Raw genomic sequence first — 14,637 nt, 5'->3', positions numbered from 1 at the left:
GCCCTACAGCGTCTCCGCCATTGGCAGACGCACTACCTGGCGCACGCTGTCCAGCCACAGCAGGTGCTGCTGGGAGATGCGGACCAGGTCGTCCAGGCGCACGGTGGCATTCACCCCGGGGCAGTCGTCGTGGTCGGCGAAATGCTGCAGCACCGGCCGCATCGTCACCGTGCCGGCCACGCGGGCGCCGCCGTCCAGCACCAACATCACGCGCGCTTGCCCCGGCAGTTCACCCGCCAGGGTTTCAAGCAGCGCGATCGTGATTGGATCGCTGTAAACGTGGGGCGCGTACTGGGCCATGACGGCGTCCGCAGGTGACGGTGATCACACTACCCCCGTCGCGCGTGAACTCCATGCAAAGAAACTCAGGGCAGGCGCGCGTCGCGGATGGCGCCTACCAGTTGGGCGACGCTGTACGGTTTGGCGATGTGGCCCTGGAAGCCGGCCGAAAACGCGCGCTTGCGGTCATCGGCACGCGCCAGTGCGGTGACCGCCACGGCCGGTAGCTCGTCGCCGGGTACGCCCATGGTTTCGCGCAGGGTGTGCACCAGGCCGTAGCCGTCCATGCCGGGCATGCCGATGTCGCTGATCAGCACATCGAAGGCGGTGTGTCCGCGCAGGTCGAGCAGTTCCAGCGCCTCGGCCGCAGTGGCCGAGATCACCACCGATGCGCCCTGCTCTTCCAGCACGCGGCGGATGTAGCCAAGCATGTCCGGCTGGTCTTCCACCGCCAGAATGCGCACGCCCTGCAGCGCGTTGGCGGCGACCACCTGGTCGCTGATGCGGCCGCGCTGCACCTTGCGGCGCGGGCGGCCCACGGCCTTCTGCACCTGGAATTCGGGCAGGCGCACGCGGAACGTGGCGCCGCACCCGGCCCCTTCACTCTCGGCCGAGACCGTGCCGCCGTGCAGTTCTGTCAACTGCTGCACGATCGCCAAGCCCAATCCCAACCCGCCGTAGCGGCGCGTGGTGGTGCCGTCGGCCTGGCTGAAGCGACTGAAAAGGTGTTCCAGGAATTCCGACGCGATGCCATCGCCGTCGTCGTGTATCTGCACCACGTAATGGCCGTCTTCCTTCCACAACTCCACGTCGATGTGGCCATCGACCGGGGTGAACTTGATTGCGTTGGACAACAGGTTGGACAGCACCTGGCGCAGCCGCGTGGCATCGCCGAGCACCGGACACGGTTTGTCCGGGGTCGTCACGCGCAGCGTCTGCGCCTTGCCTTCGGCCACCAGCTCCTGCGCGCGTACCGCTTCGCGCACCTGCTCGGCCAGGTTCAGCACTTCCACTTCCAACTGCACCTTGCCCAGCAACATGCTGCTCAGGTCGAGCATGTCGGACATCAGATGCTTCTGGGTCATCGCGCTGCTGGCGATCACTTCCATGCCGCGACGCATCGGGTGGTCGCTTTCCATGCGCTGCAGCAGCAACTCGCTCCAACCAAGAATGGTGGTCAGCGGCGTGCGCAGTTCATGCGACAACGTGGCCAGGAACTCGTCCTTCATCCGCGCCATGCCTTCGGCGGTATTGCGTGCCGCGCGCTCGGCTTCCAGCAGTTCTTCACGCGCCATTTCAATCTCGCGGCGCTCGGTGATGTCCGGGCTGCTGCCGGCCAGGCCGATGAAACGGCCATCGTGCGAAAAACGCGGCACCGCGTTCATTTCCAACCAGCGCCATTGCCCATCGTGACGACGCACGCGCACGTTGATATGCAACTCGCGGCGCTCGACCAGCGCAGCCTGCAGTTCGTACTCGAACGGCGCCAACTCATCGGGATGCAGCAGCTTGCGCCACCAGCGTGGGCCGAGGTCACTGTCCTGCGCGATGCCGAAGAACGCGGTGAATGCCGTGTTGGCAAACCGCACATGGCCCAGGTCGTCCAACACCCACACCGGCATTGGCAAACCATCGGCCAATGCGCTGAAGCGCGCCTCGCTTTCGGCCAGATCAGTCTCGATGCGCTTGCGTGCGGAGATATCAAACAGCAGCACCGCCACCTGCCGCTGCTCGGGCGCGCCGATGCGCACCGCCTCCACCGAATACCAGCGGCCCAGCTGCGACACCTCACGCTCGAACTGGGCCATCACCCCTTCGGTGGCGACCCGCCCGAGCACCCGGAACCAGTAGTCCTCCAGTCCCGGCAGCACCTCGTGCGCGCTGCGCCCCTTGGCGGCCTGCAAGCCGGTAATGCGCTCGAACGCGGCGTTGACCTTGCGGTAGATGAAGTCCACCGCGCGGCCTTCCTCGAACACCATTTCGATCACACAGAAGCCCGAGCCCACGGCGTCGAACACGTCCCGATACAAGGAGGTGCTGCCAATATCTTCTTCGGCCAGGGTCAGCGGCGGTTCGTGATTGAGCGGGAGCATCGTCTGCAGGTGAAGGAAGCCAGCGGCGGGAGTTCTGACGCGTCCGGGAGTCTGGGCAGCGCGCGCTTTACGGAGTGTGATGATGAACCATCACGCCACTCCACGCCGCCGTTACCTGGGCCATTCATTGCCTCGTATGGCTTGCAGGCGCACACTGTGTCCACTTCCAAGCCATAGGAGTTCGTCATGAAAACCCTTACCGTGACTGGACTTGCCTTGGCCTGCCTGCTGGCTGTGGGCAGCGCTGACGCCAAACCGCGAAACGTTGCCGACCCCGAAGCCCCGCGCGCCCTGACGGCGGAAGGACCGGTGCAGGTACAGTGGAGCGACCCCGCCCAGTTCACCGAGTTGCGCCAGAGCCGCAACCGCCGGGACGCCCAGCGTGGCGACTGGGTGGAGACGCTGGCCGAACACCTGCGCAAGCAGGCCAGCAAGCAATTGCCCGAAGGTCAGAAGCTGGACGTGACCATCACCGACATCAAACTCGCCGGTGACTACGAGCCGTGGCATGGCCCCAACTTCGACGACGTGCGTTTCATGCGCGACGTCTACCCACCGCGCATCAGCCTGCAGTTCACGCTGACCGATGCCAATGGCCAGGTAATCGAGCAGGGCGAGCGCAAGCTGTCGGACAGCGGCTATCTTTTCAACAGTTCGCGGCCGAGCAACACCGACCCGCTGCGCTACGAAAAGCGCCTGCTCGATGAGTGGGTACGCCGCGAGTTTCAATCCGAAAACAGAACTGCCGGCCGATAACGGCGCAGTGGTTTTGCAGACAAAAAGGGCCGCATTGCGGCCCTTTTTTTGCGCCAAAGATTCAGTGCCGTTGTGGGAGCGGCTTCATGGGGCCGGTCGAACGCCATCGGAATTTCAGTGAATGAAAAAGCCGCATCGCTGCGGCCCTTTCGTTTACCCGGAGATGTACACGCGCGGTGTGCGCTTGAGACTGCACGGCAAGCGGTACGCACTGGTGTTGCAGCGCGGTGCCAGCTCGGAAATCGTCGGCGCGTTGCCCCACAACTGCACGATGCTGTCACGGCCGGCCTGCGGGTGATCGGTGAGATCAACGGTGAGCATGTCCATCGACACGCGGCCGATCAATTGCCCCGGAACGCCATCGATCAATACCGGTGTGCCGTTCGGTGCGAACTGCGGGTAGCCATCGGCATACCCCATCGCCACCACGCCAACGCGGGTCGGCTTGTCGGCGACAAAACGTGCGCCGTAGCCCAGCGGTTCGCCGACGGCCAGTTCGCGTACCGCGATCACCCGCGACTGCAACGTCATCACCGGGCGCAGCTGCGCCGCGTGCGGGCTGGGCTGCGGGTACAACGGATCGGCGCCGTACAGCATCAGGCCCGGGCGTACCCAGTCGCTGCGCACGTCCGGCCAGCCCAGCAATGCGGGTGAATTGCACAGGCTGGTTTCGCCGGCCAGGCCGTCGATGGCGCGGGTAAAAATATCCAACTGCTCGCGGGTGCGGTTGCTGTCCAGCTCGTCGGCGCGGGCCAGGTGCGTCATCAGCACCAACGGGGCGACGTTCGGCAACGCGCTCAGGCGTGCATGCGCGTTGCGGAATTCTTCGACCGACAAACCCAAGCGATGCATGCCGCTGTCCAGCTTCAACCAGATGCGCAGCGTGGCGTTGGTCTTGAACGCTTCCACCGCTTCCAGCTGCCATTGCGACGACACCACCGTCCACAGATCGTGCTCGACGATCAACGGCAGTTCGGCGGCGTCGAAGAAGCCTTCCATCAGCAGGATCGGCCCACGGATGCCGGCCTGGCGCAGCTCCAGTGCTTCTTCGATGCAGGCCACGCCAAAGCCATCGGCTTCGTCCTGCAGCGCGCGGGCGCAGTTCACCGCACCGTGGCCGTAGGCGTCGGCCTTGATGATGGCCAGCGCCTTGCCACCGCCCAACTGCTTGGCCAGGCGGTAGTTGTGCCGCAGCGCGTCCAGGTCGATCAGTGCCTGTGCCGGGCGCATCAGTGCTGCCCCTTGCCGTAGCGGAAGATATCCAGGCCTTCGGTACTGATCTGCGGCGTTTTACCGCTCATCAGGTCAGCCAGGTAACGGCCCGAGCCGGCGGCCATGGTCCAGCCCAACGTGCCGTGGCCGGTGTTGAGGAACAGATTGCGGTACGGCGTGGCGCCGATCACCGGCGTGCCGTCCGGCGTGGCCGGGCGCAGGCCGGTCCAGAACACGGCCTTGGACAGGTCACCGCCATCGGGATACAGGTCGTTGACCACCTTCTCCAGCGTGGCGCGGCGACGCGGCTCCAGCGACAGATCAAAGCCGGCTACCTCCGCCATGCCGCCGACCCGGATGCGGTCTTCAAAGCGGGTGATGGCGATCTTGTAGCTCTCGTCGAGGATGGTCGAATTGGGCGCCTTCGCCGCATCGGTGATCGGCAGGGTCAGCGAGTAACCCTTCAGCGGATACACCGGCAGTTGCATGCCCAGCGGTGCCAACAGCTGCGGCGAATAACTGCCCAGCGCCAGCACGTAATGATCCGCGGTTTCCAGCTTGCCGTTGATGTACACGCCGGTGATGCGGTCGCCGTCGCGCTTGATCGCGGTGATGGTCTGGTCGAAGCGGAACTCCACGCCAGCCTCCGCCGCCAGCGCCGCCAGTTTGTCGGTGAACAACTGGCAATCGCCGGTCTGGTCTTCCGGCAGGCGCAGCGCGCCGACCAGCATGTCGGTCTTGCTGGCCAGTGCCGGCTCAACGCGGGCAATGCCCTGGCGGTCCAGCACTTCATACGGCACGCCGTACTCGCGCAGCACTTCGATGTCCTGCGCGGCGGCGTCCAGCTGTTGCTGGGTGCGGAACAACTGGGTGGTGCCCAGCAGGCGGCCTTCGTAGTCGATGCCGGTGGCGGCGCGCAGCTCATTGATGCAGTCGCGGCTGTAATCGGACATGCGCACCATGCGCGCCTTGTTCACCGCATAGCGGGCCGAGGTGCAATTGCGCAGCATCTGCCACAACCAGCGGTACTGGTTGAGATCGCCGGTCGGGCGGATGGCCAGCGGTGCGTGTTCCTCGAACAGCCACTTGATGGCCTTGAACGGCACGCCCGGCGCGGCCCACGGCGAGGTGTAGCCGAACGACAGCTGGCCTGCATTGGCGTAGCTGGTCTCCAACGCCGGCGCGGGCTGGCGGTCGACGACGGTGACGTCATAGCCAGCCTGCCGCAGATACCAAGCACTGGTCGTGCCGATCACACCGGCGCCGAGCACGAGAACTCGCATTGTCTTCTCCTGACCCCATCATTCCCTGCACCGGGGTGGCCAGGGACTGGAAACGGCGCAGTATATTCACGCTTGAGCAGTGTTTATCGCTGTATTGCATGACCAATACAGGGTAATTTCCCGTTTCGTTCATCAAAAACAGAGCGCCATGGCCACCCGCAGCCGCGAACTGGACAAGATCGACCGCAAGATCCTGCGCATCCTGCAGCAGGAGGGGCGTATTTCCTTCACCGAACTGGGCGAACGCGTCGGACTGTCGACCACGCCCTGCACCGAGCGCGTACGCCGGCTGGAACGCGAAGGCGTGATCACCGGCTACTACGCGCGGCTGGACCCGCAGTTCGTCAAAGCCGGCCTGCTGGTGTTCGTGGAGATCAGCCTGGCCTACAAATCCGGCGACATCTTCGAGGAGTTCCGGCGCGCCGCGCTGAAGCTGCCCAACGTGCTGGAATGCCACCTGATGTCCGGCGATTTCGACTACCTGCTCAAGGCCCGCATCAACGAAATGGCCTCCTACCGGAAGCTGTTGGGCAGCACCTTGTTGACCCTGCCGCATGTGCGTGAATCCAAGAGCTACATCGTGATGGAAGAGGTGAAGGAGACCTTGTGCCTGCCGATCGATGATTGAGGCCCGGTAGTGCGGCGCCATGCTCCGCTGGAGCATGGCCGGTGAAGCCACTGCCGAGCATGGCTCGGCACTACGCAGCCACACCTGCCCGCACCGCGTCACTCATCGCTACCCGTCGGTCGGCTGCTCTTCGGCGGCGGCACCACGCGCTGGCCGGTGCCGCTGGGCACGGTGTCGTAGTACCTGCCGGTGCGGCTGTCCATCACCCGGTTGGGGCCGGTCTGCCGCATGTGATTCAACGGTTGGCCATCGCTGCCGTAGATCGGGCGCGGCGTGGTTGGTTGGGTGATCGGCGTGGGCTTGTTGATCGGCTTGGGACGCAGCGCCGGTTTTTCCAGCCGCTCGCGCAGACGCGCGTTCTCGGCCGCCTGGCTGCGGTCGTCCGCCTTCGGTGTGGGGGTCGGCGGAGGCGGCAACTGCACCGGCCGCGTCGCCGTGGGCGGCGGCGGTGTTTTGAGCTGGGCCACGGCCACGCCCGGCAACAAGGTCGCCAACAGCATCCATCCGGTGAATCGCTTCATCCGCTGCCCCTGTCCGAAACCTGCGCCCAGCATGCGCCGGTGTGGCTGGCGCACGAGTGAACGCACCGCGCGCGATGGATTGGTGCGAGGGTCGCATCGGCCTACCATGACGCCCTGCCCCACGGAGCCATCACCATGACCGCCTTCGACCTCACCCCGCCCACTGCCAGCCAACGCGATGCCCTCGTCGCCAGCCTCAATGACGAGGAAAAGCGCGTGCTGCTGCATCACGGCACCGAGGCACCGTTCTGCGGCGTGTTCCTGGACAACAAGCGTGACGGCGTTTACTGCTGCCGGCTGTGCGCGCTGCCGCTGTTCCGCAGCGATACCAAATTCGACTCGGGCACCGGCTGGCCCAGCTTCTTCGCCCCGTTCGAGCCGGCGCATGTGCGTGAAATCCGCGACGCCAGCCACGGCATGGTACGCACGGAAATCGTCTGCGCCCGTTGCGGCAGCCACCTGGGCCACGTATTCCCGGATGGCCCGCCGCCGACCTTCGAGCGGCATTGCCTGAATTCGGTATCGCTGGGCTTTGTCGGCTTGGGCGAGGCCTACCCGAACCCGCTGCAGCGCGATGGTGCCGAGGCATCGTTGGCGGTTTGATTGACTGAAAGCAGCCGCTCCACGTTTCCCCTGCACGCGGGGGAAACGCCGACAGATGTAAGCGGGAACCCGGCGCTACCCGGCAAAACCCCGCAAGCGCATGGCATCGCGCCACAACCGCCGCCGGACTGAATTCTCAGTTCCGGGCGCGACTTCGCCCATCGGGCCTTGTCCTGTCGTAATCCGGCCGTTTACCCACTTCACACTTCAGATCCGGGCGCCGGGGCCGACAACGGGATGTCCCCTACTGCCGTGCCTGCCCCCATGCTTATTCTCGTCGGCCTGCTCATTGTCATCATCAGCGTGCTCGGCGGTTACGTCGGCGCCCACGGTCGCTTGGGAGCACTCTGGCAACCCTACGAACTGGTCATCATCGGCGGCGCGGCGCTGGGCGCGTTCCTGATCGGCACGCCGTTCAAGACCGTCAAACAAACCCTCCGCGCCGTGGTGGGGACGTTCAAAGGCCCGCAATACAAGCGCCAGGACTATCTGGACGTGCTCAGCCTGCTCTACGAACTGCTCAACAAGGCCCGCCGCGAAGGCTTCATGGCGCTGGAAGAGCATGTCGAGAATCCGCAGGACAGCCCGGTCTTCGCCAACTACCCAAAAGTGCTGGCCGACCATCACCTGCTGGACTTCATCACCGACTGCCTGCGGCTGATGATCGGCTCCAACATCGAGCCGCATGAGCTGGAACCGCTGCTGGAACTGGAGCTGGACAAGCACCATCACGAGGCGATGGAACCGGCCCATGTGCTCAACAAGGTGGCTGACGGATTGCCCGGTTTCGGCATCGTCGCGGCAGTGCTGGGCATCGTCATCACCATGGGTTCCATTGGTGGCGACATCAAGGAAGTCGGCGCCCACGTTGCCGGCGCGTTGGTGGGCACCTTCCTCGGCATCCTGCTGGGCTACGGCTTTGTCGGCCCGCTGGCGGCAGCGGTGGAAGCGCGCGCCGAACAGGACGCGCGCATCTACGAATCGGTCAAAACCGCGCTATTGGCCTGCCTGCGTGGCTACAACCCGAAGATCGCGTTGGAGTTCGCGCGCAAGACCGTGCCGTCTGCATTGCGCCCGGGCTTCAGCGAGTTCGAGCAGCACCTGAAGTCGGTCAAGTAAGGCGCACGCCATGACCGAGACCAAGCCAACGGTGATCGTGCGCCGGGTGAAGAAGGTGCAGAAAGGCGGCCACCACGGCGGTTCGTGGAAGGTGGCCTACGCCGACTTCGTCACTGCGATGATGGCGTTCTTCATGGTGATGTGGCTGCTGGCCGCCACCACCAAGCCCGAGCGCGCGGCCATTTCCGATTACTTCCGCAACCCCAGCCCGTTGAGTGGCGCCAGCAGCACGCCGGCACCGGGCATGGCCGGCCCGGGCGGCGCCAGCACCTCGATGATCAAGCTCGGCGGCGCCACCGATGTGTCGCGCGGCAACAGCAATGATCCCTTCCAGAACCAGCAGGAAGCCGTGCCCACCGCCGTGCGGGAACGCGAGCGCGAGAAGCAGCGGCTGGAAGCGCTGAAGCAGGAGCTGCAGGAAGCCATCAGCAAGAGCCAGGCGCTGGAGCCGTTCAAGGACCAGCTGTTGCTGGACATCACGCCAGAGGGCCTGCGCATCCAGATCGTGGACCAGCAGAACCGGCCGATGTTCGACCTGGGCAGCGCGCGCCTGATGCCGTACACCAAGGCGATCCTGGTGGAGCTGTCGCACTTCATCAACCAGGTGCCCAACCGCATCAGCATCACCGGCCACACCGACACCACCGCGTATTCCACGCAGTTGGGCTACGGCAACTGGGAGCTGAGCGCCGACCGCGCCAATGCCGCCCGCCGCATCCTGCTGGAAGGCGGCATGGACGAAGCCAAGGTGGCGCGCGTGGTCGGCTTGTCCTCGTCGGTGTTGTTCGACAAGGCCAACCCGCAGAACCCGATCAACCGCCGCATCAGCATCGTGGTGATGACCAAGGATGCCGAAGCTGCCGCGCTCAACGAGACCGGCTCGATGGCGTTGCCTGCGTCGGCTGCGTTGCCTGCGGGTGCCGCCATTGCGCCTACGGCTGCTGCCGCCGACTGACGGCGCTGTTCGCTGCGCGGTTCGGTGGGAAACGGGGCAGAAGCGCTTCATCGCAATCTGATGGATCACAGAATTTCCCGTCTCTCCCCTTCGCTACGCGAAAGGGAGGGGGCAAAAGCATGACTGCGCTGCGGGCTGATCGAACTGCATGAACCACTCCCTCCCTTGCGCCAAAGGCGGAGGGGAGGGCTGGGGAGAGGTGCCTTTGGCTGGTTCCCAAAGGCCCAAAAAAGCCACTTCCAACCGCCTTTACCCGCCAAGTCAGGGCACATGCGGCGTGGGCGCCTACAATGGGCGCTGTTTTCTCCTACGACCGAGACTCATGTCCAAGCTGTCCAAAGCCAAGCGCGACAAGCGCAAGAAGCAGGCCCCGCGCCGCCCGTTCTCCCGCCTGAACGGCCAGCAGCCGGTGCAGAACCACGCCGTGCTGATGAATGAAGAAGGCCAGGTGGTTGCAGCCATCGGCATGCAGGGCAGCGAATGGCTGCTGGCCATCGGCGGCCAGACCATGGGCAATGCCGACAACCCGGTGCCGATGCTGGCCATGCTCAAGCACCTGTCCAACGTGCAGGAAAAGGAAGGCCGCAAGGTCACCCTGGAATACTCCGCACAGCTGCAGCAGATGATCGACGACCTGGCCGCCGACGAAGGCAAGACCGCCGACGACTACCTGGCCACCCTGGTGTCCGAGTTTGAAGGCGTGGACGACGAAGCGACGGAAGAAGCTGACGTGATCGAAGCCGATGCGGCACCGGCTGCCGAGGTTGCAGCGGACGCGGACGCCGAAGACAAGCCCAAGGCCTGAGCCCGGGCCACTCGTGACGGTCTATATCGACGATGCGGTACATCCCTGGCGCGGCGAGCGCTGGGCGCATCTGATGGCCGACACCTTGCCCGAGCTGCATGCGCTGGCGCAGCAGCTCGGGATCCCCCGCCGCGCCTTCCAGAATCGCCCCAGCGGCGTGCATTACGACGTGCCCGCGCCGCTGCGCGAACAGGCCATCGCACTCGGCGCGCAGGCGATTTCGCGGCACACCGATCGGGACATGATGCGCAGGGTGATCGCCAACGCGCGGGCGCTGTACCAGCCGTAGCAGCGATCTTGGCTGCGACATCGATGGCAATGCGCTAGCGGGAGTGACCCGCAATCCGAGAATCCATGTGCTTCGCGGCCGAGGCCGCTCCTACGGGCGGGACTGCGATCAGAACGGATCGCTGCCCGGCCGCACTTCCACACCCAGCAGCGAGCACAGCGCCAGCATCGCCTCGTCGTCACGGCGCAGCGCGATCCAGCCGGCATAGGCATCGCCGCCGGTGTTCCAGTTCCACACGGTATAGCCGTACTCACGCAGGCGATCGTGGGCGATGGTCATCAGCGTGGGCACGTCCATGTCGGCGGCGAAATCCTCGTCGTCCATGTCGCCGCCCCACTCGATGCGCAGGCCCCAACGGGCCGCGATTTCATCCAGCGCGGTGATGAACGAGTCGGTGTCCTTCCAGTCCACGTAGAAGCCGGCGCGCCAGTCGATGGCGTCTTTCAGGTCCCACAGCCAGGATTCGTCGCTGAAGTCATCTTCAGCGCCGGCACGGGCCTCGCGCCAAGCGTCGAACTGCTGCAGCGCGGTCTCTTCATCGCCGGGGTTGATCAACCACAACAGGTTCCAGACCCGCGCCGGATGGTCGTCCTCGTCGAAAGTCGGCTGCAGTTCGTCGGAGTCTTCGTAATCTTCGCTGTTGTCGGGCATGACGGTTTTCCACTACGTGATGCCGCGCATTCTGCGGCCGCCAGCGCTGCAGCGAAAGCCATGGCTCCCGAGCAGACACCGACAGCGGTTATCCTTGCGCCCGGAAGATGGCCACGTTGGCCTTCAATGAAGCACTGATATGAGCGAGACCCCTCCCGATCACCTGGCGATCAACCCCCAGAGCCCGTTCCATGACGCCGCTGCGCTGGAGCGCGGTATTGGCGTGCGCTTCAACGGCATCGAGCGCGATGACGTGGAAGAGTATTCGGTCACCGAAGGCTGGATCCGCGTACAGGCCGGCAAGTCCCGTGACCGCCGCGGCAACCCGATGACGCTGAAGATCAAGGGCACGGTAGAGCCGTATTTTCTTGAGCTGAAGAACGCGTAAGGCGCAAAAGCTGCCCTCACCGCAAAGCCAAAGCACCAGCACCCTCATCCGCCCTTCGGGCACCTTCTCCCGCATTGCGGGAGAAGGGAGTCATCAAGCATGGCTGCAATCTGATAGCCCTCTCCCGTTCACGGGAGAGGGCTCAGAACAGGACAGCTGCTGCATTTGAAGCCCCTCTCCCGCCTGCGGGAGAGGGCTCAGAACAGGACAGCTGCTGCGTTTGAAGCCCCTCTCCCGCCTGCGGGAGAGGGCTCAGAACAGGACAGCTGCTGCGTTTGAAGCCCCTCTCCCGCCTGCGGGAGAGGGGTTGGGGTGAGGGGAAGCTTCTAAAGAGCTTCTAAAAAGCCCCAAACCCAACTTCTAGTCCCGCTTCCGGCTTTCCAGCAGGTCCAGATTGCGGATCAGCTTGCGCGATATCTCATCGGAGATCTGCCCGCGCCGGGTCAATCGGAACAATTCATCGCGCTCGGCTTCCAGTCCTGCCGCGCGCAGGCTGCGGTAGGCCTGCTCCATGCGCTTGACCTGCTCCGGGTCTTCATCCGGGCCCTGGCCTTTTTCCAGATTGCGCTGATACAGCAAGCTCACCCGCGAGGCGGCGTCGTTGTACAGCTGCATGGCGGTGGTGCCCTGCCCTTCCACCAATTGCTGGCGGGTTTTCTCCACCGCCGCCAATGCAGCCTTGGAGGCCAGCCTGCGGGCCAGATCCTCCTCGCGGCGCACGTTGTCGTCCTTGGGCAGTTCCAGGCCCTTGAGCAGGCGCGGCAGCAACAGGCTGGCGCCGACCAGCGACACCAGGATCACCGCCGCCGCCAGGAAGATCACCAGGTCACGCGCCGGGAACGGCTCGCCACCGGGAATCATCAGCGGCAAGGTCAGCACGCCGGCCAGGGTGATGGCACCACGCACGCCGGCCACCGACATCGCCAGCACCACGCGCCCCGGCGTGTGCGTGCCCTTCTCGCCGCGCATGCGCGCCTTGAGCAGGCTCCAGCGCAACGACAACCACACGAAGGTCAGCCGCATCACCACCAGCATCGCGTTGATGGCCAGCACATACACCACCAGCCACCACGCGCTGTGCTGGCCACTGAGTTCCATGAACTGGATGGCGCGCTCGACGATGCCCGGCAACTGCTCGCCCAGCAGTACGAAGATGATGCCGTTGAAGGTGAACTGCACCATGTTCCAGACCGCGCTGCGCTGCACGCGCATGCTGCCGCTGATGCGGCCCGTGAGCTCGACGTAACTCATGGTGATGCCAGCGGCCACGGCGGCGAGGATGCCAGAGGCGTTGAGTTCTTCGGCCAGCAGATACGCGGCGAAGGGAATCAGCAGGTTGACCAGCAACGCGGCGCCCGGCTCCTCACCAAAGCCATGCCACAGCCAGCGCTGGAACACGGACACGCCCCAGGTCACCGCCACGCCGATGGCCAGGCCCGCCAACGACACCCAGACGAAGGTCAACGAAGCTTCGGCCAGCGAAAAGCTGCCGGTCATCACCGCGGCCACCGCAAAGCGGAAGCACACCAGGCCGGAGGCATCGTTGAGCAGCGACTCGCCTTCCAGGATGTGCATCAGCCGCTTGGGAATCGGCGCGCGGGAAGCAATGGCACTGACCGCCACCGGATCGGTCGGCGAAATGATCGCCGCCAGTGCAAACGCCACCGCCAGCGGCATGGATGGGATCAACCAATGGATCAGCAGGCCGGCGCCGACCACGGTGAATACCACCAGGCCGAACGCCAGTTCCAGGATCGCCCCCTTGTCGCGGAACAGGCCCTGCTTGGGAATACGCCAGCCATCCAGGAACAGCAGCGGCGGCAGGAACAGCAGGAAGAACATATCAGGCTCAAGCGCATGACCACGATTGAACACACCAGCAATCAACGCGCCCAGGCCGATCTGCACCAATGGCAGCGGCAATGAGAACGGCAGGATTCTTACCAGGTAACCGCTGGCGACAACGGCCACCAGCATCGCCAGGACGACTTCGATCGTGTGCATGCTTCTTCCAGAAACGGGCGCGTGCAGAACCAGACAAGGGCCTGCGCCGGAGACCGGAAAAAATTAGCACAGCAGACGATGAATGCGAGGACGAGGTGGTGTTTCGTCAGCTGGGGTTGGGTGTGAAAAGCCCCCCTCCCCAACCCTCCCCTGCTTCGCAAGGGAGGGAGTGGAAGCTGCAGCTGCAGTTGCGTTATTGCTTCAACGCGCGCCGTCGAAGCGATAGATGTCCATCGCCAGGAAGCCCATGTCGATGCCGGCATCAATGCGCGTGGCGCCCAGCACATCGGAACCGGCTGCGCCCATCGCGAAGTACAGCGGCAACAGGTGTTCATCGGTGGGATGCGCCTGGGTGGCGAACGGCGCCTGCTGGCGGTAATCGAACAACGCCGACACATCGTTGTCGCCCAGCTTCTGCTCCACCCACTCGATGAAAGGCCGCACGTACGGCGCTTCCTTGCCCTGCGGGTAGTTGCGCCACTCGTGCAGGTTGTGGGTGATGCTGCCGGAACCGATCAACAACACGCCCTGCTCGCGCAGCGATGCCAGCGCGCGGCCCATTGCGAATTGATGCGCCGGCCCGAGCATCGGCTGGATCGACACCTGCAGCACCGGAATGTCGGCCTGCGGATACAGATAACGCAGTGGCACCCAGGCACCGTGGTCCAGACCACGGTTCGGGTCGATGGACGACGTCAGGCCAGCAGACTGCAGCCGCTCGGCAACTTCCTGCGCCAGCTCCGGCGCGCCCGGTGCCGGGTACTGCAGTTGGTACAGCGCGTCCGGGAAACCGCCGAAATCGTGGATCGTCTCCGGCATCGCGGTGCCCGACACCTGGGGCGCGCGTGCCAGCCAATGCGCCGAGGCCATCACGATGGCGCGCGGGCGCTGCATGCCGGCGGCCAGCTCGGCCAGGCGCGGCCCCACCAAGCCCGGCTCCAACGCGGTCATCGGCGAACCATGGGAAATGTAGAGCGAAGGCAAACGGCTCATCGCAGCTGACTCCAGCAAGACGGGAACATGCCAGCAAGCTTATTGCGCGTACGTCTGG

General features: G+C 64.8%; 16 protein-coding genes. 8 read left to right on the top strand and 8 right to left on the bottom strand.

Annotated features, from left to right (window positions below):
• Positions 1-3 precede the first annotated feature (3 nt).
• A complete protein-coding gene (locus ACREP4_RS16705; RefSeq protein WP_431597324.1) occupies positions 4-300 on the bottom strand; it encodes a DUF3247 family protein in 297 nt (98 codons plus the stop codon).
• 65 nt (positions 301-365) lie between these two features.
• Positions 366-2,372 carry an ATP-binding response regulator gene (locus tag ACREP4_RS16700; protein ID WP_431597323.1) on the bottom strand — a complete coding sequence of 669 codons (2,007 nt, stop codon included), beginning with the start codon at positions 2,370-2,372 and terminating at the stop codon, positions 366-368.
• A 186-nt stretch (positions 2,373-2,558) separates the two neighbouring features.
• Here ACREP4_RS16700 and ACREP4_RS16695 point away from each other — a divergent pair, with 186 nt between their 5' ends.
• Positions 2,559-3,128: a DUF3016 domain-containing protein gene (locus ACREP4_RS16695; RefSeq protein ID WP_431597322.1), complete on the top strand. Its 570-nt coding sequence runs from the start codon at positions 2,559-2,561 to the stop codon at positions 3,126-3,128.
• Positions 3,129-3,281: 153 nt separating this feature from the next.
• Here ACREP4_RS16695 and alr read toward each other — a convergent pair whose 3' ends face one another.
• Together alr and ACREP4_RS16685 are read right to left on the bottom strand one after the other, a co-directional pair.
• Positions 3,282-4,358: an alanine racemase gene (gene alr / locus ACREP4_RS16690; RefSeq protein ID WP_431597321.1), complete on the bottom strand. Its 1,077-nt coding sequence runs from the start codon at positions 4,356-4,358 to the stop codon at positions 3,282-3,284.
• Positions 4,358-5,623, bottom strand: coding sequence for a D-amino acid dehydrogenase (locus ACREP4_RS16685; protein WP_431597320.1), 1,266 nt, complete (start codon positions 5,621-5,623; stop codon positions 4,358-4,360). Before ACREP4_RS16685 ends, alr begins: the two co-directional genes overlap by 1 nt.
• Before the next feature lie 148 nt (positions 5,624-5,771).
• Here ACREP4_RS16685 and ACREP4_RS16680 point away from each other — a divergent pair, with 148 nt between their 5' ends.
• Positions 5,772-6,251: a winged helix-turn-helix transcriptional regulator gene (locus tag ACREP4_RS16680; RefSeq protein ID WP_431597319.1), complete on the top strand. Its 480-nt coding sequence runs from the start codon at positions 5,772-5,774 to the stop codon at positions 6,249-6,251.
• 98 nt (positions 6,252-6,349) lie between these two features.
• Here ACREP4_RS16680 and ACREP4_RS16675 read toward each other — a convergent pair whose 3' ends face one another.
• The gene (locus tag ACREP4_RS16675) at positions 6,350-6,772 is read right to left on the bottom strand and encodes a classical arabinogalactan protein 4 (RefSeq protein WP_431597318.1); all 423 of its coding nucleotides are present in this window, start codon (positions 6,770-6,772) and stop codon (positions 6,350-6,352) included.
• Between the two features lie 135 nt (positions 6,773-6,907).
• Here ACREP4_RS16675 and msrB point away from each other — a divergent pair, with 135 nt between their 5' ends.
• From msrB to ACREP4_RS16650, 5 genes are all read left to right on the top strand, one after another.
• A complete protein-coding gene (gene msrB / locus ACREP4_RS16670; RefSeq protein WP_431597317.1) occupies positions 6,908-7,375 on the top strand; it encodes a peptide-methionine (R)-S-oxide reductase MsrB in 468 nt (155 codons plus the stop codon).
• A gap of 264 nt (positions 7,376-7,639) precedes the next feature.
• Positions 7,640-8,494 (top strand): flagellar motor stator protein MotA, encoded by an 855-nt coding sequence (gene motA / locus ACREP4_RS16665; protein ID WP_431597316.1) that lies wholly within the window; start codon positions 7,640-7,642, stop codon positions 8,492-8,494.
• Positions 8,495-8,504: 10 nt separating this feature from the next.
• Entirely contained in the window at positions 8,505-9,449 is a 945-nt protein-coding gene (gene motB / locus ACREP4_RS16660; protein ID WP_431597315.1) for a flagellar motor protein MotB, read from the top strand.
• Between the two features lie 322 nt (positions 9,450-9,771).
• A complete protein-coding gene (locus tag ACREP4_RS16655) occupies positions 9,772-10,254 on the top strand; it encodes a hypothetical protein (protein ID WP_431597314.1) in 483 nt (160 codons plus the stop codon).
• A 13-nt stretch (positions 10,255-10,267) separates the two neighbouring features.
• Entirely contained in the window at positions 10,268-10,543 is a 276-nt protein-coding gene (locus tag ACREP4_RS16650) for a DUF4031 domain-containing protein (protein WP_431597313.1), read from the top strand.
• 108 nt (positions 10,544-10,651) lie between these two features.
• On the opposite strand, the gene ACREP4_RS16645 is transcribed toward ACREP4_RS16650, so the two are convergent.
• Positions 10,652-11,194: a DUF6630 family protein gene (locus ACREP4_RS16645; protein ID WP_431597312.1), complete on the bottom strand. Its 543-nt coding sequence runs from the start codon at positions 11,192-11,194 to the stop codon at positions 10,652-10,654.
• 139 nt (positions 11,195-11,333) lie between these two features.
• On the opposite strand from ACREP4_RS16645, the gene ACREP4_RS16640 reads away from it, so the two are divergent.
• Positions 11,334-11,582: a DUF3297 family protein gene (locus ACREP4_RS16640; RefSeq protein WP_431597311.1), complete on the top strand. Its 249-nt coding sequence runs from the start codon at positions 11,334-11,336 to the stop codon at positions 11,580-11,582.
• 360 nt (positions 11,583-11,942) lie between these two features.
• Here the strand turns inward: ACREP4_RS16640 and ACREP4_RS16635 are convergent, their stop codons facing one another.
• Both ACREP4_RS16635 and ACREP4_RS16630 read right to left on the bottom strand, forming a co-directional pair.
• Positions 11,943-13,586, bottom strand: coding sequence for a Na+/H+ antiporter (locus ACREP4_RS16635; protein WP_431597310.1), 1,644 nt, complete (start codon positions 13,584-13,586; stop codon positions 11,943-11,945).
• Between the two features lie 201 nt (positions 13,587-13,787).
• On the bottom strand, positions 13,788-14,579 hold the full coding sequence (locus tag ACREP4_RS16630; RefSeq protein ID WP_431597309.1) for a dioxygenase family protein: 792 nt from the start codon (positions 14,577-14,579) through the stop codon (positions 13,788-13,790).
• Positions 14,580-14,637 lie beyond the last annotated feature (58 nt).

It is taken from the genome of Stenotrophomonas sp., assembly GCF_050737575.1.
Lineage (GTDB): Bacteria > Pseudomonadota > Gammaproteobacteria > Xanthomonadales > Xanthomonadaceae > Stenotrophomonas.
This window is presented reverse-complemented; position numbering and strand designations above follow the sequence as displayed.

Coding starts and splice junctions, on each gene's coding strand:
- ACREP4_RS16630 (WP_431597309.1), bottom strand. CDS start 14,579: ATGAGCCGTTTGCCTTCGCTCTACATTTCCCATGGTTCGCCGATGACC.
- ACREP4_RS16640 (WP_431597311.1), top strand. CDS start 11,334: ATGAGCGAGACCCCTCCCGATCACCTGGCGATCAACCCCCAGAGCCCG.
- motA (WP_431597316.1), top strand. CDS start 7,640: ATGCTTATTCTCGTCGGCCTGCTCATTGTCATCATCAGCGTGCTCGGC.
- ACREP4_RS16645 (WP_431597312.1), bottom strand. CDS start 11,194: ATGCCCGACAACAGCGAAGATTACGAAGACTCCGACGAACTGCAGCCG.
- ACREP4_RS16700 (WP_431597323.1), bottom strand. CDS start 2,372: ATGCTCCCGCTCAATCACGAACCGCCGCTGACCCTGGCCGAAGAAGAT.
- motB (WP_431597315.1), top strand. CDS start 8,505: ATGACCGAGACCAAGCCAACGGTGATCGTGCGCCGGGTGAAGAAGGTG.
- ACREP4_RS16635 (WP_431597310.1), bottom strand. CDS start 13,586: ATGCACACGATCGAAGTCGTCCTGGCGATGCTGGTGGCCGTTGTCGCC.
- msrB (WP_431597317.1), top strand. CDS start 6,908: ATGACCGCCTTCGACCTCACCCCGCCCACTGCCAGCCAACGCGATGCC.
- ACREP4_RS16675 (WP_431597318.1), bottom strand. CDS start 6,772: ATGAAGCGATTCACCGGATGGATGCTGTTGGCGACCTTGTTGCCGGGC.
- ACREP4_RS16705 (WP_431597324.1), bottom strand. CDS start 300: ATGGCCCAGTACGCGCCCCACGTTTACAGCGATCCAATCACGATCGCG.
- ACREP4_RS16695 (WP_431597322.1), top strand. CDS start 2,559: ATGAAAACCCTTACCGTGACTGGACTTGCCTTGGCCTGCCTGCTGGCT.
- ACREP4_RS16655 (WP_431597314.1), top strand. CDS start 9,772: ATGTCCAAGCTGTCCAAAGCCAAGCGCGACAAGCGCAAGAAGCAGGCC.
- ACREP4_RS16685 (WP_431597320.1), bottom strand. CDS start 5,623: ATGCGAGTTCTCGTGCTCGGCGCCGGTGTGATCGGCACGACCAGTGCT.
- alr (WP_431597321.1), bottom strand. CDS start 4,358: ATGCGCCCGGCACAGGCACTGATCGACCTGGACGCGCTGCGGCACAAC.
- ACREP4_RS16680 (WP_431597319.1), top strand. CDS start 5,772: ATGGCCACCCGCAGCCGCGAACTGGACAAGATCGACCGCAAGATCCTG.